The following is a 19690-nucleotide window of genomic DNA, read 5'->3' on the forward strand; positions in this document are numbered from 1 at the left end:
CGGAAATATCAGCCCGGCGAGGTCGGATAATTGGTGAAGTCGATCTTGAACAAATTGGGATCGACCTTCTTCGACGTATCCAGATTGTAGACCGCGACCGTGGTGTCGTAGCCCTGCGGGTCGGTCACAGTCCATTGCTTGAGCTGGCCGTCCTTGGTGCCGATCATCAGCATCAGCCGGCTGGTCCCGATCAGCGCCTGCTTCTCTTCGATGGTGACGCTGATGAAGACATCGTCGGCGGTGACGTTGACGACGTTGGTGTCCTTCATCAGATCGATGCGATCCGACAGCAGAAACCGCAGCGGCGTCTGCGACAGCGGATAGATGTCCTGGGTCGCGAGCTTGCGGTCGCGCACCGCCAGCGACGAGCCGTCGGCGATGATGGCGATCGGCGTCGGTTCGTCATATTCGAAACGCACCTTGCCCGGTTTCTGGATGTAGAAGTCGCCCTTGGTCTTGCTGCCATCGGGTCCGACCTGGACGAAATTCCCGACCAGCGTCTGCAGCGACGACAGATACGAACTCACCTTGGCGGCTTGCGCCTTCTGGTTGGCATCGAAGCTCGAAAAGATACTGGCAGGGACATTGCGGTGCGGATCGGGAATCACCGGGTTCGGCGGCGCCTGGGATGTCGTCCCCGTCGTCTTCGGCGCGCCCTGTGCACTCAGCTGCACGCCGCCGTCTCTGGCCTTCGGCGCGGGCTTCGGAACGGGAACGTTCTGCGCGGACGAAGGCATCGCGAGGCCGGCGAGAGACGCTGATATCAACAGCGCCAATCCGTGATGGATGCCGCGACGAGTGGATTGTTTTGTCATTCGGTATTTCAGACCTCTATTCGAGGCAATGCCCCGCTTCGACGGCTATTTTATAGTGCTTTGGACCAAAAGAGGTATCGTTTTTCCGTGAAAATGCAGCACTTGCTTAGAAGCGGCCTTCTTCTTCCTCGACCAGAATCTCGCGTTTGCCGGCGTGATTGGCCTGGCCCACGATGCCTTCCAGTTCCATACGCTCCATCAATGAAGCTGCGCGGTTATATCCGATTTGCAGCCGGCGTTGAATGTACGAAGTCGATGCCTTGCGGTCGCGCTTGACGATCGCGACCGCCTGCGAAAACAGGTCGGCGCCGCCGCCATCGCCACCCATGCCGGTGGAATCGAATACCGCGCCGTCCTCGTCGGTCGGCTCTTCCGCGGTGACCGCCTCGAGATATTCCGGCTGGCCCTGCGTCTTGAGATGACGCACCACCTTCTCGACTTCTTCGTCGGAAACGAATGGACCGTGCACGCGGCTGATGCGGCCGCCGCCGGCCATATAGAGCATGTCGCCCTGGCCGAGCAGTTGCTCGGCGCCCATCTCGCCCAAGATAGTTCGGCTGTCGATCTTCGAGGTCACCTGGAACGAGATGCGGGTCGGAAAATTCGCCTTGATGGTGCCGGTGATGACGTCGACCGAGGGCCGCTGGGTGGCGAGGATCACATGCAGGCCCGCGGCGCGCGCCATCTGCGCCAGCCGCTGCACCGCGCCTTCGATGTCCTTGCCGGCGACCATCATCAGGTCGGCCATTTCGTCGACGATGATGACGATGTAGGGCAATGGATCGAGGTCGAGCTTTTCTTCTTCGTAGATCGCCTTGCCGGTTTCCTTGTCGAAGCCGGTATGCACCGTGCGCGTCAGCTCTTCGCCTTTGCCCCTGGCTTCGACCAGGCGCGCATTATAGCCGTCGATGTTGCGCACACCGAGCTTGGACATCTTCTTGTAGCGCTCTTCCATCTCGCGCACCGCCCATTTCAGGGCGACCACCGCTTTTTTCGGGTCGGTCACGACCGGCGTCAGCAGATGCGGGATGCCGTCATAGACGGAGAGTTCGAGCATTTTCGGATCGACCATGATCAGGCGGCACTGGTCCGGCCGCAAGCGATAGACCAGGCTGAGAATCATGGTGTTGATGGCGACCGATTTGCCGGAGCCGGTGGTGCCGGCGATCAGCATGTGCGGCGTGCGCGCGAGATCGATGATGATGGATTCGCCGCCGATGTTCTTGCCGAGGCAAAGCGGAAGCTTGGCCATCGAGTCGTCCTTCACCGACAGCAGCTCGCGCAGGTAAACCTTTTCGCGATGCGCGTTCGGCAATTCGATGCCGATCGCGTTGCGGCCCGCGACGACGGCGACGCGCGCCGACAGCGCGCTCATCGAGCGCGCGATGTCGTCGGCGAGACCGATGACCCGCGACGATTTGATGCCGGGCGCGGGCTCGAGTTCGTACAGCGTCACCACCGGGCCGGGATTGGCCTTGACGATTTCGCCGCGGACGCCGAAATCGCCGAGCACGCCTTCCAGCGCGCGCGAATTGGCTTCCAGTTCGGCCTTGTTCAGCGGCTGCCGGTCGGAAGCCTTCGGCGCGGTCAGTACCGAGACCGATGGCAGTTCGAACTTGTCGGAGGATTTGCGCGCCGGCGCGCGCGGGGCTTTCTTGCGCGGCGCGCGGGCGGCGGGGACTTCCTCGTCCTCGTCTTCTTCCGCTTCGTCCTCGAAATCTTCATCCGTCTGCGGAGCCAGTGACGGCGCGCTGCGGCCGCCGAGATTGGGCTCCTGGCGTTCGAACGAGGCCGTCCGCGGCTGCGGCGCGCTTGCGACCAGCGAGCGGTACGCCGTGGTCAATAGCCAGGCCAGACGCGCCTTCGTGCTCATGACGGCATGAAACATCCAGCCGAGCGAGACCGAGCTGCGATCGCCCTCTTCCTCGAACGGCGCGTCATCGTCCTCGATCGGCGTCAGCTCCTCGTCTTGCGGGCGCGAGCCCCAGCCGCATGCGAGCAGGAAGGTCGCCGACATCGCCGCGAAAAGAATAATCCCGAGCACCAGCCGATAGACGAAACCTGCCGGGCCGAATACCACCGCGGGCGCGCGCACCAGTGCGTCGCCGACGACGCCGCCAAGTCCGGTCGGCAGCGGCCAGGCGCCGCCATGCGGCCAGCAGCTGGCAAAGCCCGCGGCGATAACAGTGGTGAGAATCCAGCATCCGAGCCGCAAGGCTTCGCGGTCGAAGGTGCGATGGGTCAGCATGCGCCAGCCCCACACCGCGACGGGGAGGATCAGTATGATCGCCCCGAGGCCGAGAATCTGCATCAGCAAATCGGCGCCGATCGCGCCGGGATAGCCGACGATGTTGCGGATCGCGCGCGAGGTCGCGTGACTGAAACTAGGATCCTGCACCGACCAGGTCATCAGGGCGGCGGCGGCCACGCCGGACAGCGCGATCAGGCTCAGGCCGGTGAATTCCCGAAGGCGCCGCGCCAGGGCGTCGCGGATCGAGGCCGGTAACTGGCTGACCAGGGGAATGACACGTTCGATCGCTGGCATGCTCATGGGGCCCTGCGACTAATCCAGAATTTCGACCAGCCGGTGCAATGCCTCGGCCGTTGATTCACTGTCGGAGACCAGCGCAAGCCGGATATAGCCGTCGCCGGGATTGAAGCCGTCGTGCTGCGGCCGCGACAAATAGCTGCCGGGGATCACGCGCACGCCGGCATCCCGATAGAGTCTCACCGCTGCCGCCTCATCACCGCCCCGCGCGGAAACATCGAGCCAGACGCAGAAACCGCCGGCAGGCCGGACATAACCGTAGCGATTGCCGAGAATCTGGTCGGCGAAATCGAACTTGATCCGGTACAGCCGGCGATTCTCCACGACATGCGCCTCGTCGCTATAGGCCGCGACCGCGACGTGCTGCAGCGGCACCGGCACCTGCGGTGCGGCGACGTTGCGCAGTTCGTGGAAGGCGGCGAGAAAATTCCTGTCGCCGGCGGCGAAGCCGACGCGCATGCCCGGCAGGTTCGAACGCTTCGACAGCGACTGGAACGCCACCACATTGGTGAAATCGGGCCCGGCGCATTCCAGCGCGCTGCCCGGCGCCTGCCTTGTGTAGATTTCCGAATAGCACTCGTCGCTCAGGATCATGAAGCCGAAGCGGTCGGCCAGTTTCTTCAGCCGCGTGAAGTAATCGGGCGAGGCGACCGCGCCTTGTGGGTTGGCGGGCGAGGCGATGAAGAATGCAACGGTCCGCGCCAGCGTGGCGTCGTCGAGCGCATCGAGATCGGGCAAGAATCCGTTCGCGACCGTGGTCGGCAGATAGATCTGCTCGCAGCCCGCGGCGCGGGCGCCGGCGCCATAGGCGGGATAGAACGGGTTCGGCATCAGGATCGCCGGCCGGCCCTTGCGCGGACCGACATAGCGCGCGGCGGTGATGGCCGCGAAAAACAGGCCCTCGCGGCTGCCGTTCAGGACCAGAATTTCGCTTTCGGGATCGACCGGCCGCGGCAGCTGGAACCGGGTCGACAGCCAGTTCGCGGCGGCCCGGCGGAACGGCTCGATGCCCCTGGCCAGCGGATAGCGGCCGAACTCGGCGATATGTCTTGACAGCACCGGGCCGACGAAGCTCGGCACCGGGTGCTGCGGCTCGCCTAACGACAACGTAATCAATGGCTTAGCGGGCGTATAGGGCGCCAGCAGCTCGGTCGTCCGCGCAAACGGGGAACGCTCGGCCTGACCGGCAGGCTGAACACTGCCGGCGCCCTGCGCCACGCCGGAAGAGGCGGTCATTGCCATGTCTGAAACGCCAGCACTTTCAAAAGCGGTCGAGGGAGTTGGAGACCGACCGGAAACCAATCAAACCACCATAGATACGGCGAGGTTAAGACGCGATTAACCATCGGCGCCAGCGTCGATTTTGCTGGTTTGTTCCGCGTGGAACTTGTCTCGGAGGGGACGATGTTGCCAACGTTCCAAGAAACGGCCGGAACGTGCAGGTCAGAGACCGTCATTGCGAGCGAAGCGAAGCAATCCATCGGGCCGCATAAAGAAAGAATGGATTGCTTCGTCGCTTCGCTCCTCGCAATGACGTTGGCATAGTTGTGGATACACGTTCACGTTCCCGCGGCGCGATGCGCCCGGGTCGTACACGAAACGCCGCTCCAAAAAGAAGAGGGCGCAGGGAAAGCCAGGTGCGCGCTGCACCCGCGGTCTCGTGTGCAAAGTTGTGCGAAGAAACGCACACGAGCATACAGGTTCAGCGGAGAGCATCCGGCCTTCCCTGCGCAATGGTTTTACGGCTTATGCCGCGCTCTCCCCGGCGACGAATTCGTCTTGTCACCGTCATCGGCGGATTAAAGGCTTTGTCGCGCCCGGTTGGGCTGACGAAAACCTCCGCCGATTTGACACCAGCAACGGGTGCCAGGACCACACGGTTTTGCCGTACGCAGCCGCCCGTCTTCGCCAAAAGGCTTCGCCGGGTTTTGGCGCCGTCGTCTTGCGCAACCGATATCGCTCACGGGATAAACCCGCCCTGCGATTCCGTTTCACGCCGACGCCTGCCGCGTCCACCGCATCCCGTCCCAACGTTCGTGACGATGGCCAACGTCCCTCTTCTCGGGCCGGGATGGGGCGAGCTTGTATCGGTGATTTGCCCGACGGCGAAAGCGAAATATTTTTGCAAAGGGGGCTGGACAGAAAATACTGATTTGCCCGTCGGGCAAAATCAGTCCTCCATGTAGCCCGTCGTCATTGCGAGGAGCGAAGCGACGAAGCAATCCATTCTTCCTTTGCGCGGCAAGATGGATTGCTTCGCGGAGCCTGTCATCGGGCGCGCATTCGCGCGACCCGTTGGCTCGCAATGACGATTTTCGGCGTCAATTTTGATCCTACATGTCGCTGCGCTCATGCGGGGCTAGTGACTTCCGGCAACGACGCCTATCGCTGCGGCAACCGTTCGAACGCCGGCATTCTGAGTCATCACTGGTCCTCGACGGAGGAACTGATGACATTTCCAAAATCCAACGTCTAGCCAAGTTCGACTGAAATTGCAGTCGACGATCCGCCAAAAAGAAAGGGGCCCCAGCTTGCGCTGGAGCCCCTCAACGGTCGGGGCATTGCCGGGTATGTGCCCAAACCGGAGTTGTGGGCGCGACCTCCGGGAAGGCCGCGCCCCGGGAGAACTCACATGTTGTAAGCGCGCTCCGTGTGCTCGGTGACGTCGAGACCCTCGCGTTCGGTCTCCACGTTCACGCGCAGGCCAACGATGACATCGACGACCTTGTAGAGGATCGCCGAACCGATGCCCGACCACACCAGCGTGGTGCAGACGCCCCAGATCTGGGAGACCATCTGCGCCGCGAAGTCGTAGTCGGCGATCTTGCCGGCGGTGTAATCCATGATGCCCGTGCCGCCGAGGGCCGGATTCACCAGGATGCCGGTGCCGAGCGCGCCGACGATGCCGCCGATGCAATGGACGCCGAACACGTCGAGCGAGTCGTCATAGCCCAGTGCATTCTTCACCACGGTGCAGAAGAACAGGCAGACGACGCCGACGACGAGACCGAGCACGATCGCGCCCATCGGACCGGAGTAACCGGCCGCGGGCGTGACCGCGACGAGACCGGCAACCGCGCCCGACAATGCGCCGAGTACGGAGGGATGGCCCTTGACGATCCATTCCGCGAACATCCAGGACAACGCCGCCGCTGCGGTTGCAACGAAGGAGTTGGTCATGGCGAGCGCAGCACCACCATTGGCTTCGAGGTTCGATCCGGCGTTGAAGCCGAACCAGCCGACCCAGAGCAGCGAGGCGCCGATCATGGTCATGGTGAGGGAGTGCGGAGCCATCAGGTCCTTGCCGTAGCCGGTGCGCTTGCCGATCAGCAGCGCGCCAACCAGACCGGCGATGCCGGCGTTGATGTGCACCACGGTGCCGCCCGCGAAGTCGATCGCGCCCTTCTTGAAGACCCAGCCGGCGTCGGCGTTGACTTCATCGAGCTTGGCTTGCGCTGCGGTTTTCGCCGCACCGTCAGCCGCAGCCGCGAGCGCCTTGACCGCATCGGAGATCGCGTCCGGTCCGGCCCAGTACCAAACCATGTGTGCGATCGGGAAGTAGATCAGCGTCACCCAGAGCGGGATGAACAGCGCGATCGCCGAAAACTTCATGCGTTCGGCGAAGGCGCCGACGATGAGGGCGGGGGTGATCGCCGCGAAGGTCATCTGGAAGCAGACGTACACGAGCTCCGAGATGTTGGCGTCGACGCTGAACGTCGCCGCTTTCGAATCCGTGGTCACGCCCATCAGGAAGGCTTTCGAGAAGCCGCCGATGAAGTCGGAACCGCCGGTGAAGGCGAGGCTGTAGCCGTAGAGAGCCCAGAGAACGGTGACCATGCAGACGGTGTAGAAAACCTGCATTAGCACTGAGAGCATGTTCTTGGAACGGACGAGGCCGCCGTAGAACAGCGCAAGGCCCGGGATCGTCATCAACAGCACCAGCACCGTCGATGTCAGCATCCAGGCGTTGTCGCCCTTGTTGACAGTTGGTTCCGCGTAGGCAGCGGTCGCGGCGAACAGGCCGACTGCGAGGGCCGCCAATCCCGCGCTATAGGGACGCTTGAACGTCATTTGTTTTACTCCTGAGTGGTTTGGTTGAGCGCGAAATCAGAGGGCCGCGGCATCCGCCTCACCCGTGCGGATGCGAACCGCATGGTCGAGGTTGATGACGAAGATCTTGCCGTCGCCGATCTGTCCGGTTTTGGCAGCTGATGTGATGGCGTCGATGGTCTTGTCGACCTGGTCCGAGGCGACAGCGACCTCGATCTTGATCTTGGGCAGGAAGCTCACGGCGTATTCGGCGCCGCGATAGATTTCCGTATGGCCCTTCTGCCGGCCATATCCCTTGACTTCCGTCACCGTTAAACCGTGAACGCCAATGGCGGTCAGGGCATCACGGACTTCTTCGAGCTTGAATGGCTTGATGATCGCCATAACAATTTTCATGGGTCCTATCCCCGCTTGGGCCCGGTCCAGACACGACCGGGCGTTTTCTCTCGACTGAGGTTCACCACGCGGAGAAGTTCACTACGCGGGCACAGCCAGGACCCATAGAATCAAATGCCGTGCCAGATCGGCGGAATTGCCTAACGGACTATGAATCCGGACCTTTTCGGGCTTTGCGGGAAACGGCCGCACCTGCGTTATTCGGTCGCGCCCAAAGCGTAATCACCCCTGCTTAAATCGGAGGCAAGACAGACTCCCGACATAATGTTGCCCAGCACAAGGGCAGGGCAACGGTACTCCGATGGGGATTTTATTGCAGCGCTTCGCCGTGCTGCGAAATATCGAGGCCTTCCAGCTCCTGCTGCAGCGACACCCGTAGCGGCACGAACGCGCTCACCAGCTTGAGCAGCACGTAGGTGACTCCGCCCGACCAGACCAAGGTGACGGCGACGCCATAGAGCTGGATCAGCAGCTGTTGCGGGTGGCCCTCGATCAGGCCCGAGGTCCCGCCGATGGCGCTGACCGCGAAGACGCCGGCGAGCAGGGTGCCGGTCATACCGCCGACGCCGTGGACGCCGAACACGTCGAGCGAATCGTCATACTTGAAGCGGTGCTTGAGCCAGGTGCAGGCCCAGAAGCAGACGAGGCCAGCGGCGATGCCGATGATGATGCCGTGCCAGGGCGCGACGAATCCGGAAGCCGGCGTGATGGTGCCGAGGCCCGCGACCGCGCCGGAAATCATCCCGAGCACCGAGGGCTTGCGCCGCGTCGCCCATTCGATCGCGCCCCAGGTCAGCGCGCCGGCGCAGGCCGCCAGATGCGTCGCGATGATCGCCATGACAGCGCGTGAATTGGCCGCCAGCGCCGAACCGCCATTGAAACCGAACCAGCCGACCCACAGCAATCCGGTGCCCATCACCGCGAGCGACAGATCGAACGGCGACAGATTGTCGCTGCCGTATCCGTGACGGCGGCCCATCACCTTGGCCGCGACCAGTCCGCCGACGCCTGCGGAAAGATGCACCACCAGACCGCCGGCAAAATCCAGCACGCCCATGGTGGCGAGGAAGCCGCCGCCCCACACCCAATGCGCGAGCGGCACATAGACGAACATGAACCAGCCGATCGAGAACAAGAGAAAGGCCGAGAAACGCATCCGGTCGGCGACCGAGCCCGCCACCAGCGCCACCGTGATGATCGCAAACGTCATCTGGTAGAGCATGAACAGCGATTCCGGGATCGTCTTCGCCAGCGGATTGACGCTCTCCATGGTCATCCCTGCGAGAAACCAGCGATCGAGCGTGCCGAGCCAGGGGCCGTCGCCGACGAAGGTGAGCGAATAGCCGAACGTCACCCAGAGAATCGAGACAATCGCGACCGCCGCGAGACTCTGCGCCATCGTCGCCAGCACGTTCTTCTTGCGCACCATGCCGGAATAGAACAGCGCCAGGCCCGGGATCGTCATCATCAGCACCAGCGCGGTCGCCACGATCATCCACGCGGTGTCGGCGGTGTTGATGGTCAAGGTTTCGGCGAAGGCCGGCGTCGCCGGCGAAAGGCCCGCCGCAAGCGTGACGAGCGCAGCGAACTTCGCTGCACGAAATAGTGCCCCCATGGAATTTCCCCGGTCTGTCGGTCGTTTTCGCTGCGCCGGCGTCGTTGCCGGGCGCGCTTGAAATTTCGAAAGCGTTTTCAAGCGAAGTGGATACCGGTTCGCCTAGCAATCAAGTTTACGCAGATTGCGTAGACTTATCTGCGTAGAAAACGCGTCAAACAAAAAGTTACAGCGCGTCGCTGTCCGTCTCGCCGGTGCGGATGCGCAAGGCGTGATCGATCGGCGTCACGAAGATCTTTCCGTCGCCGATCTGGCCGGTGCGCGCATTGGCGGTGATGACCTCGACCGCCTTGTCGGCGAGGTCGGAGGCGACCGCGATTTCGATTCTGAGCTTGGGCAGGAAATTCACGACATATTCGGCGCCGCGATAGATCTCGGTGTGGCCCTTCTGGCGGCCGTAACCCTTGACCTCGGTCACGGTCATGCCGTGGACGCCGATGGCCGTCAGTGCCTGGCGCACCTCGTCAAGTTTGAAGGGTTTGATGATCGCGACGACGAGTTTCATGGTCAGGCCTTCATTCTCTCAAGTCTTGATTCTCTCAAGTCTTGGCATGTCGGGGTGGCGTTCGTGCCCGCCCGAACTTGGCATCTTTCCGGGCAAATGGCACAAAAAAGTTGCAGGTTGAAGGGGAAAACATTCCGACCTTGTGACCTCGGTCACTGTACGGGAACCGGACCGTCCGCCACAATGCGATTTCCTCGCCTTGCCAGCGAGTCCCGCTGGCCGCTTTCGCCACATCGCCTCAAGGGAATGAGAAAAGATGGCAGACCGATCCTGGTTTTATGCCGCCAACGGCCAGCAACAGGGGCCGTTTCCGGAAGCTCAGCTGCGCGATCTCATCGTCCGGGGGACGGTCAGGGCCGATACGCTGGTCTGGACCGAGGGGATGAGCGGCTGGCAGCGGGCGGGAGAGATTCCGGGCCTCGCCCCGGGCGGCTCGGGCCCGCCGGTGATCCCGCAAGCGGGTGGACCGGTGATGAGCGCCGGCAGCTACAGCGGCGGGGCGTTGTCGATGGACCCGCCGCTCTGGCCGCTCCTCGGCCGGACCATTCTGTATGTCATCGGTTTTCTGCTGGTAATTCCCGCACCCTGGGTTGCGACCAGCTACTATCGGTGGATGGCGTCCAGGACCTCGGTGCCCGGGCGGCCCAATTTCGCTTTCGACGGCAAGGTCGGCGACATCTGGTACGTGTTCATCGCGTTGGCGTTGATGAGCTATGCCGGGCAACTCAACAATTACCTGCCGATCGTCGCCGTCCTGATCGAGGCGTTTCTGTCATGGATGATCCTGCGCTGGATCGCCGGCAATCTCAGTTCGAACGGCCAGCCGTTGCCGATTGCCTTTAACGGCAGCGCGTTGACCTATGTCGGCTGGTACGTCCTGATGTTCCTGTCCTTCATCACCATCATCGGCTGGGCCTGGGTGATCACGGCCTGGATGCGATGGATCTGCCGCAATATCGATGGGACGCGGCGCGAGATCATCTTCAACGGATCGGGACTGGAAGTGCTCTGGCGCACGCTGGTCTTCAGCATCGGCTGTGCGTTCCTGATTCCGATTCCATGGGTGCTGCGCTGGTACGCGAAATGGTACGCGTCGCAATTCGCGCTGGTCGAGCGCGGTTACTCTGGAGCGTGATGACTTTCTTCGAAAGCCATCCCGCTCCATCTTTTTGCTTTGACGCGTTTTCTTAACGCGAACCGGCGTCCACTTCGCTCGAAAACGCTTTGGTGCCTAAACGCATCTACCTGCGCTCGCGCACCGAGCCTTCCTGCGCCACCGACGCCACCAGCGTGCCGTCGGGCTTGAAGATCAGGCCGCGGGTCAGGCCGCGACCGCCTTGCGCGCTCGGCGAATCCTGCGCGTAGAGCAGCCATTCGTCGGCGCGGAACGGCCGGTGAAACCACATCGCGTGATCGAGGCTGGCCGGCATCATGCGCTTGTCGAACAGCGTGCGGCCGTAGCGCGCCATCACCGCGTCGAGCAGCGAGAAATCGGACGCATAGGCCAGCGCGCACATATGCAGCGCCGGATCGTCGGGCAGCTTCGCCGCGGTCCGGATCCAGACATGGATGCGGCCGTCGTCGATCTTCTGGCCGAAATAGCGGCCGAGTTCGACCGGGCGCAGTTCGATCGGCCGGTCCGACTCGTAATAGCGCCGGATGAAATCCGGCATTTCCTTGAACATCGGCTGTTTTGCGACTTCCTCGGCGGTGAGTTTTTCCGGCGGCGGCACGTCGGGCATCTTGTCCTGATGGTCGAACGCGCCTTCCTCCTCGGCGTGAAACGACACCATGATCGAGAAGATGGCATTGCCGTGCTGGATCGCGGTGACGCGGCGGGTCGAATAGCTCTTGCCGTCGCGCAAACGCTCGACCTGGTAGATGATCGGGATCTGCGGATCGCCGGGCAGGATGAAGTAGCAATGCAGCGAATGCGGCAGGCGGCCCTCGACGGTGCGGCATGCCGCCATCATCGCCTGTCCGATCACCTGGCCGCCGAACACCCGCTGCCAGCTCGTCTTCGGGCTGTTGCCGCGGAACATATTCACCTCGATCGGCTCGAGATCGAGGATGGAAATCAGGTCAATCAGGCCGTCGGACATGGAAGCGCTTTCGGTTTGGTCTTTGCGTCATTCGGGGGCACGCGTCAGCGTAAACTAGGTGCGCAATTGCGCACCCGAGAATCTCGGGATTCCGGGTTCGATGCTTCGCATCGCCCCGGAATGACGATGGATGCGGGCCTTGTTTCCGGCCCTGTTTCGCCCAGCTAATATCAGGTAGCAAGTATCCTCTGATGACGTAACCGAGTAAGGGCCTCCATGCCGGCACAGCGAAGCATTGTCATTTGCGGTGGCGCGTTCGCCGGGCTGGCGCTGGCGCTGGCGCTGCGTCAGGGCCTCGGCCCCGAGATTCCTGTGATCGTGGCCGATCCGGCGCTGGCAACGCGACCGAGCCGCGATCCCCGCGCCACCGCCATCGTCGCCGCCTGCCGGCGGCTGTTCGAGGCGATCGGCGTCTGGGACCAGGTGGCATCCAATGCGCAACCGATCCTCGACATGGTCGTCACCGATTCCAAACTGGAAGACGCGACCCGTCCGGTGTTCCTGACCTTTGCCGGCCATGTCGAGCCCGGCGAACCTTTTGCGCATATGGTCGAGAACCGTCATCTGATCGACGCGCTGGTGGTGCGCGCGGAAGCCGAGGGCATCGACCTGCGAGCCACGCCGGTTGCGACTTTCGATTCGCGCGCCGACGGCGTCGACGTGACGCTCGCGGATGGCACTGTGATCGAGGCGAGCCTGCTGGTCGCCGCCGACGGCGCGCGCTCGAAATTGCGCGAGCGCGCCGGGATCGCCACCCATGGCTGGGATTACGATCAATCCGGCATCGTCGTCACCGTCGGCCACGAGCGCGATCACCATGGCCGCGCCGAAGAACATTTCCTGCCCGCAGGGCCATTCGCGATCCTGCCGCTGACCGGAAAGCGCTCGTCGCTGGTGTGGACCGAGAACCGCAAGCAGGCGGCGCGCATCGTGGCCTTGAGCGACGACGAGTTTCACGCCGAACTCGAACAGCGCTTTGGCTTGCATCTCGGCGAGATCAAGGCGCTCGACAAGCCGCGCGCGTTTCCGCTCGGCTATTTCGTCGCGCGCTCCTTCATCGGCGAACGGCTGGCGCTGGTCGGCGACGCCGCCCATGTGATTCATCCGATCGCGGGGCAGGGGCTCAATATGGGCCTGAAGGATGTTGCGGCCCTGGCCGAAGTGGTGGTCGATGCGGCGCGGCTCGGCATGGATCTCGGCCAGGCCGACGTGCTCGACCGCTATCAGCGCTGGCGGCGGTTCGACACCATGGCGATGGGGCTTGCCACCAATTCGCTGAACTTTCTGTTCTCGAACGAGTCGAGCCTGCTGCGCACCGTGCGCGATATTGGCCTCGGACTGGTCGATCGCGCCCCGCCGCTGAAAAGCCTGTTCATCCGCCAGGCCGCGGGATTGTCCGGCGAAGTGCCGCGGTTGTTAAAGGGCGAGGCGTTGTAGCGCCGCGGTGTTTGCAACCGTCATTGCGAGGAGCGTTAGCGACGAAGCAATCCATAGCGCCATAAAGAAAGAATGGATTGCTTCGTCGCTTCGCTCCTCGCAATGACGGGAGAGAGTGTCCCCTCAATCGATCTTCCTTGCCTCTTCCGGCAGCATGATCGGGATGCCGTCGCGGATCGGGTAGGCGAGCTTGGCCGAACGCGAGATCAGCTCCTGCGTGTTGGCGTCGAACTCCAGCGGGCCCTTGGTGATCGGGCACACCAGGATTTCCAGCAGCTTTGGGTCGACGGTGCCTTCGAGGCGTTCGGGCGAGGAATTCATGCAGGGGGACTCCGGCTTGGCCGCGGTCCTGTAGCATACCTGGACCGACGGCGTAACCGCGCGCTTAACTCGTGGCGATCCGGAGCATCTCCTCGAGCATCGCCTGTTGCCTCGCCTTCGGCAGCGGCCGGTCCGAAAGCGCAAAGCCGAGAAACGCCCAATAGAGGATTTGCGCCCGCGCCCGGGCCTTTTCCGCCGGCAGCCCCGACTGCCGCAGCAGGCTTTCGACATAGCCGAGCCGGCGCTGGTCGATCGCCTGCACCGCGGCGCGCGCGGCGGCATCGACGCTGGCCCAGGTGCGGACCGCATTCTCCAGCGCCAGCCGCTCGCCGAACACACGGCGCAGCAGCAGCGTCAGCGGGTTTTCGTGGTTCGACGCCGCCTCGACATTGGCGATGATCTGCTCGGCGGCGACCTCGCGCCACTGCTTCAGGATCGCGGCATGGAACGCGCCGATGTCGGCGAAATGCCAGTAGAAACTGCCGCGCGACACCCCCATCGCCTTCGCCAGCGGCTCGGCCTTGAGCGCCGTGAAGCCGTTGCGGGCCAGCGTTTTCAGGCCCTGGTCGAGCCAGTCCTTGGCGGAGAGTTGGTCGGTCATGTCGGGTTCCCTGCGACAAACTACCATACACAACTGTATTGACAGGCGCCAGAAGCTGCGGCACAACCATACGGTACTGTATGGAGGCATTTCAGATGCGCGATCTGATCTTGCAATGCGCAGGCTTCGCCGGAATCGTGGTCGCCCTGATTCACGGCGCGCTCGGCGAAACCAAGGTATTCGCCAGGGCGACGATCGAGCCGGAGCGCCTAAGGACACTGATCCGGCTGGTCTGGCAGGCCGGCACGGTGGCCTGGATCGGCGGCGGGATGCTGCTGATCGCAGCCCCCTCGATGGGATCGGAAAGCGCGCGGCACTGGATCGTCGCCACTATCATCGCGGTCTACGCCTTCGCCGCCGCCGCCAATGCCTGGTGGTCGCGCGGCCGCGGCTTTGGCTGGAAGGCGCTCGGCGCAGTGGTCGTGCTCGCGGCGGCCGGGTACTAGACCATTTTCCGACTCGGTGGCTTCATCCTTCGAGACGCATCGCTTCGCGATGCTCCTCAGGATGAGGTCTGAAATCCTCATGGTGAGGAGCACGGCAACGCCGTGCGTCTCGAACCATGAAGCCGCGGATACGCGACCACGAGTCGAACCACCTGGAAAACGCTCTAGCCGCTGTTCATCACGCGGAGACCCAGGCTTTGATCCGGGAATGCCTCCTGCAGGGAGGCCGGATTTAAGTCGCGGCGACCCGAGCGAAGCGGCGGACTCGGGTCGGCGAGAAAAGCGCTCGCTTCATCCCTTCTTGCTTTTGGTTCCTTTCGCGCGCGCACCCGCGGGCGCTTTCTTCTTCACGGGCGCCTTCTTCTTCAATTTGCTCTGATTGTAATCGATGGCGGCACGGACGAGATTTTTCAGGGCGCGCGCATTGATCTTGTCACCCTCGAAAAGATCGATCGCCCGCCACGCGCTGCCTCCGAGCCCCGCGTTGAAGAGCTTGTCGGGATCCGGGATCTTCGCCCCGTGGGTAAAGGTAAGCTTCACCTTCTCCTTGTGGGCGTTGCCGACCGCGATCATCCCGTCGCGCGACCACACCGGACTTCCCATCCACTTCCACTCCTCCGATATCTCGCGGTCGGCCTCGAGGATGCTCTTGCGGATGCTGGCCAGCGTCTTGCCGCGCCAATCCCTGAGCTTTGCGATCAGCTGGTCGATCTGCTCCGATGGATTCATTGGATGTTTCTCATGTCCGGTGGGGTGGTCAGTGACCACTTCATTTTATTTTTCTGCGGAAACGATCGTGCGTCGCCCGAACCACATGCGGCGCAACAGGCCGTCTTTCAGCACGAACTGATGGTAGAGCGCGGCCGCGATATGGGCCGCGATCAGAATGGCCAGCAGCGTTGCGAGAGCCGCATGGGCCTGGAACGTGGGCAACACGGCGAAAGTGCTGGGCAGGGGTTCGCCATTGGGCTGGAACGCGCCGCTGATGAGCCACCCGGTGGACCATCCGCTGGCGATCATCAAAAACACGATCACATAGAAGCTCCGGTGCGCAATCGAGGCCAGCCGGTCGAGCCGGGGCGAACCGGTCGCCGCCGTTGCCGGACGGGCGCTCCACCTGCGTATGATGAGGCGCAGGATCATCAATACGAGCACGAACATGCCGCCCGCCATGTGCCACACCAGGATATCGAGTTTCTTCGGATCGGTGTTCGGCATATCCGCAAGCACGAAGAAGCCGAGGCACAGAAGGCCAATGATCATCAGCGCGAGCAACCAGTGCAGCGCGACGAGCACGGGCTGGTAGCGCGAGGCGAGGGCGCGGCTCACGACAGGCCTCCCACCACGCGTTCGAGGTCTGTGAAGAATTTCTTCCAGCCGATCTTGGCGCCCTGATAGGCCTGCCCCTGACCTGGCCCGAAGCCCGACTGCTCCATGCGCAGGTGGGTCCCCGTGCGCGTGGGGGTAAGAGTCCAGGTGACGACACTCTCGAGGCCATAGGCCGCCCACGTGTAAGACAGCGTTTTGTTCGGCTCCACTGCCATTACCTGACAGTCGACCGCGCCCCAGTCGGCGCGAAAATTGAAACGATGGTCGACGACGGGCTTGAAGTCGCTCTTCATCAGCCACTCCTCGATCAGGTGCGGTTGCGTGAGCGCACGCCAGATCTTTTCCGGCGGATGTGGTACCTCCCGTTCGACAACGACGGAGCGCGTTTTGGTCGCAGTATTGCTCATTGGTCCATCCTCTTCAGCAGATCTTCGAGATGGTCGAACCGGCTCTGCCAGAAGCCGGCCATCTGGCTGGTCCAGTCGATCAGCGGGGCCAGCGCGCCGAGCTGCGCGCTATAGTGCGTCTGGCGACCTTCGTGGCGGTCGCGCACCAGCCCGGCCTGCCTCAAAACCCCGAGATGCTTTGAGACCGCCGGTTGCGAGACCCCGGACTGAGCCGTCAGGGACCCCACGGTCTGCTCTCCTTCGCGGCACAGTCGCTCGAAGAGAGCCCGCCGGGTCGGATCGGCGAGCGTTCGGAACAGCACATCTTGAGCGTTCGGCATCTGAGATCGATAACCCATTGGCTATGGATCAACGTATAACTTCCGAGTTATGTGTGAGTCAAGCCGGAAGCCTGGAGGGGCACAATGAGCGATGGCGACGCGTGTGCAGTAACGCGCCGACGCTGTCGTCAGCCGGCCGCTCCCTGAGCAGCGTCGCGCCTGATCCCCGAATTCACCATACCCCGCTGGTTATGCATGATCGTTATCGATCGTCGGGGGCGTGGCGATGCGGTGCAGTCATATGGCTGCGATCCGCAAATGCCTGTGCTGCAACTTTGTAAACAGGGCCAAAAAACCTACTGCAGCCCGGTGTCGCCGCTGGTGCGCTTCTTGGCGAGATCCATCTCGGTCACCGCGATCAGGATTTCGGCGCGGGTCTTCAGGTTCTGGGCTTCCAGCATCGCCTGCTTTTCCGCCGGGCCATAGGGCGACATCATCGCCAGCGCGTTGACCAGCGCCTCGTTCGGCGCGCTCTCGATGCCTTCCCAATCGACTTTCAGATTGTTGGCTTCCAGAAAATCCGTCAGCACCTCGAGCAAGGCCTGGCGGTCCACCTCCTCTTCGCCTTTGCGCGCGACAAAATCGTCGGCGTAGGAAAAGAAATCCACCTTGCATTGCCGGTACGCCGTCAGCACGGTCAATTCCTCGACCACCTTGAAGCGCGCGATGCCGGTGAGTTCGAGAATGTAGCGGCCGTCGCCGGATTCGGCGAGCTGGGTGATGCGGCCGACGCAGCCGACGCGGAACAGCACCGGCCTCGCTTCGTCGCGGCTATGGGCGACATCGGGCTGGATCATCCCGATCAGCCGGTGGCCGTCGCGCAGCGCGTCGTCGACCATCGCGAGATAGCGCAGCTCGAAGATGTTGAGCGGCATCTGGCCGCGCGGCAGCAGCAACGCGCCGGGCAGCGGAAACACAGGGATCACTTCGGGAAGCTCGCCGGGTCCGCGGTATTCGGCATTGATCGGCATTTACGGCCCCGGGTGCTCGTGAAGGCTCTACATTCAGGCACGTATTGTTATCGCAAAACCGGTGTCGACCCCCGGATCACGTCCGAGGGCATGTTTGGGCAGCCTACGAAAACAGGATTGTCGACAGCCGCTTGCGTCCGTCCACGGTCGCCTCGTCGGCGCCGCCCCACGCCTCGAAGAACTGCACCAGCTGTTTTCGCGCGGCGTCTTCGTTCCATTTGCGATCGCGTTTGACGATTTCGAGCAACTGGTTGGTCGCCTCGGCGCGGTTGCCCTGGGCGTTGAGCGCGGTCGCCAGGTCGAACCGTGCCTGATGGTCGAGCGGGTTTGCGGCGACTTTCTGTTCCAGTTCGGTCACCGGCCCGACCGCCTGGGCCTGCTCGGCAAGCTCGATCGAGGCCTGCACCGCCTTCACGGCGGCGTCGTTGCGCTTGGATTCCGGCACCATCGCGATGGTCTGCCTGGCCTGCTCGATCGCGCCCGTCGTCACGTAGCATTTCGCCAGCCCGGCGATCGCCGGGATGTTGGTGGCGTCGATCGCGAGCACTTCGGCATAGATCTGCGCCGCGGTGGCGGGATCGCCCTCCGCCAGCACGGCCTCTGCTTCCTGCAGAATTTCGGCGATGTTCGGCTCGCCCGGCGCCGCCACGCCCTTGGTCAGCTTATCGATGAAGGCGTTGACCTGGCTCTCCGGCACCGCGCCCATGAAACCGTCGGCGGGCTGGCCGTTGACGAAGGCGACCACGGCCGGGATCGACTGGATTCCCATCTGGCCGGGAATCGCCGGATGCTCGTCGATATTCATCTTGACCAGTTTGACCTTGCCCTTGGCCGCGCGCACAGCCTTTTCGATGATCGGTGTCAGCTGCCGGCAAGGACCGCACCAGGGCGCCCAGAAGTCGATCAGCACCGGCTGGCGCTTCGACTCCTCGATGACGTCCTTGACGAAGGTCTGGGTGGTCGTCTCCTTGATCAGATCGGGTACTGCCTGCGGCACCGCGGCGCCGCCCTGCTCAACTATGGTCACGGTGTCCTCGCCCTGATGTCTCGAAAAAATCGGGCCTCTTCTAGCACGGCCCGGTCAGAAGTTCTCTCCCGCTAGATGGCGGTTTGGCCACAAATTTCAATCGGTTCAACCAGCGATCGACGGGCTCTGTTCCATCGGAGATCGGGTGGGTTTTGGCCTCCCAGCGTCCCATGATGGCTGGCATCGCAGCCAATGAGGGAATTTGAGGCATGGCAAAAGCCTATTACAGCACCGTGTTCGAACAGCCGGCCCCGGCGGTCTGGAAAATCGTCCGCGATTTCAACAATTATCCGGTCTGGGTCGGCGGCGCCGGCGAAAGCGAGATCGAAGACGGCAAATCCGGCGATACCGTGGGCGCCATTAGAAATGTGCTTTATCAGCAGCGGCGCATCCGCCAGCGGCTATTGGCGCAGTCCGACGTCGAGCGTTCCCAGACCTACGAATTCGCCGGCGCGCCGACGCTGCCGGTGACCGGCTATCGGGCCACCTTACGAATCACGCCGGTTGTCGATGGCGACCGCGCTTTCGTCGAGTGGTGGGCGACCTTCGATTGCGACGCCGGCCAGCGCGACCAATTGACCGGGACGCTGGCGCCTCGTTCGAAAAATGGCTCGAATCGCTGCGCGACACGCTGGCGGCATGACCCGGGTTCCCCGCCCCTGGGCCCGAAAGCCGCATATTCGGCAGTCCGGGCGTCGTTTCGGGCCGATTCGCCCATATTTGCCAGAAAGCCCGGGCTATTTGGACGGGTTCGGACCGTGCGTGAACTGTTGCATTCACGGGCCGCATTTGGCATAGCT

19 protein-coding genes and 1 pseudogene are annotated in these 19690 nt (G+C 63.0%); 4 read left to right on the forward strand and 16 right to left on the reverse strand.

Annotated elements, in window-relative coordinates:
* Positions 1-8: 8 nt before the first annotated feature.
* The 7 genes from V1289_RS20835 to V1289_RS20865 all read right to left on the reverse strand — a co-directional run bounded on the left by V1289_RS20835 (position 9) and on the right by V1289_RS20865 (position 9929).
* On the reverse strand, positions 9-737 hold the full coding sequence (locus V1289_RS20835; RefSeq protein ID WP_334407581.1) for an outer membrane lipoprotein carrier protein LolA: 729 nt from the start codon (positions 735-737) through the stop codon (positions 9-11).
* 184 nt (positions 738-921) lie between these two features.
* Positions 922-3366: a DNA translocase FtsK gene (locus V1289_RS20840; protein ID WP_334398621.1), complete on the reverse strand. Its 2445-nt coding sequence runs from the start codon at positions 3364-3366 to the stop codon at positions 922-924.
* Between the two features lie 12 nt (positions 3367-3378).
* A complete protein-coding gene (locus V1289_RS20845; RefSeq protein ID WP_334398622.1) occupies positions 3379-4605 on the reverse strand; it encodes an aminotransferase class I/II-fold pyridoxal phosphate-dependent enzyme in 1227 nt (408 codons plus the stop codon).
* A 1386-nt stretch (positions 4606-5991) separates the two neighbouring features.
* Positions 5992-7434, reverse strand: a complete 1443-nt coding sequence (locus tag V1289_RS20850) for an ammonium transporter (RefSeq protein ID WP_309180960.1) — start codon at positions 7432-7434, stop codon at positions 5992-5994.
* A 36-nt stretch (positions 7435-7470) separates the two neighbouring features.
* A complete protein-coding gene (locus tag V1289_RS20855; RefSeq protein WP_008142813.1) occupies positions 7471-7809 on the reverse strand; it encodes a P-II family nitrogen regulator in 339 nt (112 codons plus the stop codon).
* A gap of 310 nt (positions 7810-8119) precedes the next feature.
* Positions 8120-9424: an ammonium transporter gene (locus V1289_RS20860; protein ID WP_334398623.1), complete on the reverse strand. Its 1305-nt coding sequence runs from the start codon at positions 9422-9424 to the stop codon at positions 8120-8122.
* A 166-nt stretch (positions 9425-9590) separates the two neighbouring features.
* Entirely contained in the window at positions 9591-9929 is a 339-nt protein-coding gene (locus V1289_RS20865) for a P-II family nitrogen regulator (RefSeq protein WP_074272058.1), read from the reverse strand.
* 256 nt (positions 9930-10185) lie between these two features.
* Between V1289_RS20865 and V1289_RS20870 the strand changes: the two genes are divergently transcribed.
* A complete protein-coding gene (locus V1289_RS20870) occupies positions 10186-11064 on the forward strand; it encodes a DUF4339 domain-containing protein (RefSeq protein ID WP_334398624.1) in 879 nt (292 codons plus the stop codon).
* Positions 11065-11170: 106 nt separating this feature from the next.
* Here V1289_RS20870 and tesB read toward each other — a convergent pair whose 3' ends face one another.
* On the reverse strand, positions 11171-12031 hold the full coding sequence (gene tesB, locus V1289_RS20875; protein ID WP_334398625.1) for an acyl-CoA thioesterase II: 861 nt from the start codon (positions 12029-12031) through the stop codon (positions 11171-11173).
* 216 nt (positions 12032-12247) lie between these two features.
* Here tesB and V1289_RS20880 point away from each other — a divergent pair, with 216 nt between their 5' ends.
* Positions 12248-13468, forward strand: a complete 1221-nt coding sequence (locus V1289_RS20880) for a ubiquinone biosynthesis hydroxylase (RefSeq protein ID WP_334398626.1) — start codon at positions 12248-12250, stop codon at positions 13466-13468.
* A gap of 123 nt (positions 13469-13591) precedes the next feature.
* On the opposite strand, the gene V1289_RS20885 is transcribed toward V1289_RS20880, so the two are convergent.
* Positions 13592-13789 carry a Trm112 family protein gene (locus V1289_RS20885; RefSeq protein WP_334398627.1) on the reverse strand — a complete coding sequence of 66 codons (198 nt, stop codon included), beginning with the start codon at positions 13787-13789 and terminating at the stop codon, positions 13592-13594.
* A 64-nt stretch (positions 13790-13853) separates the two neighbouring features.
* Positions 13854-14390, reverse strand: a complete 537-nt coding sequence (locus V1289_RS20890; protein WP_334398629.1) for a TetR/AcrR family transcriptional regulator — start codon at positions 14388-14390, stop codon at positions 13854-13856.
* A 95-nt stretch (positions 14391-14485) separates the two neighbouring features.
* Between V1289_RS20890 and V1289_RS20895 the strand changes: the two genes are divergently transcribed.
* On the forward strand, positions 14486-14836 hold the full coding sequence (locus V1289_RS20895) for a hypothetical protein (RefSeq protein ID WP_334398630.1): 351 nt from the start codon (positions 14486-14488) through the stop codon (positions 14834-14836).
* 291 nt (positions 14837-15127) lie between these two features.
* Here V1289_RS20895 and V1289_RS20900 read toward each other — a convergent pair whose 3' ends face one another.
* The 6 genes from V1289_RS20900 to trxA form a co-directional block, all read right to left on the reverse strand.
* Positions 15128-15565, reverse strand: a complete 438-nt coding sequence (locus V1289_RS20900; RefSeq protein WP_334398631.1) for a DUF1801 domain-containing protein — start codon at positions 15563-15565, stop codon at positions 15128-15130.
* Positions 15566-15610: 45 nt separating this feature from the next.
* Positions 15611-16165: a cytochrome b gene (locus V1289_RS20905; RefSeq protein WP_334398632.1), complete on the reverse strand. Its 555-nt coding sequence runs from the start codon at positions 16163-16165 to the stop codon at positions 15611-15613.
* On the reverse strand, positions 16162-16572 hold the full coding sequence (locus V1289_RS20910; RefSeq protein ID WP_334398633.1) for an SRPBCC family protein: 411 nt from the start codon (positions 16570-16572) through the stop codon (positions 16162-16164). Before V1289_RS20910 ends, V1289_RS20905 begins: the two co-directional genes overlap by 4 nt.
* The gene (locus V1289_RS20915; RefSeq protein WP_074272049.1) at positions 16569-16892 is read right to left on the reverse strand and encodes an ArsR/SmtB family transcription factor; all 324 of its coding nucleotides are present in this window, start codon (positions 16890-16892) and stop codon (positions 16569-16571) included. The genes V1289_RS20910 and V1289_RS20915 overlap by 4 nt, the downstream gene beginning before the upstream one ends.
* Before the next feature lie 296 nt (positions 16893-17188).
* Complete coding sequence (locus V1289_RS20920; RefSeq protein WP_334398634.1) at positions 17189-17863, reverse strand: LON peptidase substrate-binding domain-containing protein; 675 nt, start codon at positions 17861-17863, stop codon at positions 17189-17191.
* A 103-nt stretch (positions 17864-17966) separates the two neighbouring features.
* Positions 17967-18890, reverse strand: a complete 924-nt coding sequence (trxA, locus tag V1289_RS20925) for a thioredoxin (protein WP_334398635.1) — start codon at positions 18888-18890, stop codon at positions 17967-17969.
* 209 nt (positions 18891-19099) lie between these two features.
* On the opposite strand from trxA, the pseudogene V1289_RS20930 reads away from it, so the two are divergent.
* Positions 19100-19420 (forward strand): annotated as a pseudogene (locus V1289_RS20930) (SRPBCC family protein); the annotation flags it as partial.
* Positions 19421-19690 lie beyond the last annotated feature (270 nt).

Origin of the sequence: Bradyrhizobium sp. AZCC 2289 (assembly GCF_036924615.1) — a bacterium.
Taxonomy (GTDB): domain Bacteria; phylum Pseudomonadota; class Alphaproteobacteria; order Rhizobiales; family Xanthobacteraceae; genus Bradyrhizobium.

What these genes read in the sequence shown, in the direction of transcription:
- tesB (WP_334398625.1), bottom strand. Translation starts at nt 12,031, where the DNA reads ATGTCCGACGGCCTGATTGACCTGATTTCCATCCTCGATCTCGAGCCG.
- V1289_RS20835 (WP_334407581.1), bottom strand. Translation starts at nt 737, where the DNA reads ATGCCTTCGTCCGCGCAGAACGTTCCCGTTCCGAAGCCCGCGCCGAAG.
- V1289_RS20840 (WP_334398621.1), bottom strand. Translation starts at nt 3,366, where the DNA reads ATGAGCATGCCAGCGATCGAACGTGTCATTCCCCTGGTCAGCCAGTTA.
- V1289_RS20855 (WP_008142813.1), bottom strand. Translation starts at nt 7,809, where the DNA reads ATGAAAATTGTTATGGCGATCATCAAGCCATTCAAGCTCGAAGAAGTC.
- V1289_RS20920 (WP_334398634.1), bottom strand. Translation starts at nt 17,863, where the DNA reads ATGCCGATCAATGCCGAATACCGCGGACCCGGCGAGCTTCCCGAAGTG.
- V1289_RS20845 (WP_334398622.1), bottom strand. Translation starts at nt 4,605, where the DNA reads ATGGCAATGACCGCCTCTTCCGGCGTGGCGCAGGGCGCCGGCAGTGTT.
- V1289_RS20900 (WP_334398631.1), bottom strand. Translation starts at nt 15,565, where the DNA reads ATGAATCCATCGGAGCAGATCGACCAGCTGATCGCAAAGCTCAGGGAT.
- V1289_RS20880 (WP_334398626.1), top strand. Translation starts at nt 12,248, where the DNA reads ATGCCGGCACAGCGAAGCATTGTCATTTGCGGTGGCGCGTTCGCCGGG.
- V1289_RS20895 (WP_334398630.1), top strand. Translation starts at nt 14,486, where the DNA reads ATGCGCGATCTGATCTTGCAATGCGCAGGCTTCGCCGGAATCGTGGTC.
- V1289_RS20885 (WP_334398627.1), bottom strand. Translation starts at nt 13,789, where the DNA reads ATGAATTCCTCGCCCGAACGCCTCGAAGGCACCGTCGACCCAAAGCTG.
- V1289_RS20865 (WP_074272058.1), bottom strand. Translation starts at nt 9,929, where the DNA reads ATGAAACTCGTCGTCGCGATCATCAAACCCTTCAAACTTGACGAGGTG.
- V1289_RS20870 (WP_334398624.1), top strand. Translation starts at nt 10,186, where the DNA reads ATGGCAGACCGATCCTGGTTTTATGCCGCCAACGGCCAGCAACAGGGG.
- V1289_RS20890 (WP_334398629.1), bottom strand. Translation starts at nt 14,390, where the DNA reads ATGACCGACCAACTCTCCGCCAAGGACTGGCTCGACCAGGGCCTGAAA.
- V1289_RS20910 (WP_334398633.1), bottom strand. Translation starts at nt 16,572, where the DNA reads ATGAGCAATACTGCGACCAAAACGCGCTCCGTCGTTGTCGAACGGGAG.
- V1289_RS20915 (WP_074272049.1), bottom strand. Translation starts at nt 16,892, where the DNA reads ATGCCGAACGCTCAAGATGTGCTGTTCCGAACGCTCGCCGATCCGACC.
- V1289_RS20860 (WP_334398623.1), bottom strand. Translation starts at nt 9,424, where the DNA reads ATGGGGGCACTATTTCGTGCAGCGAAGTTCGCTGCGCTCGTCACGCTT.
- V1289_RS20850 (WP_309180960.1), bottom strand. Translation starts at nt 7,434, where the DNA reads ATGACGTTCAAGCGTCCCTATAGCGCGGGATTGGCGGCCCTCGCAGTC.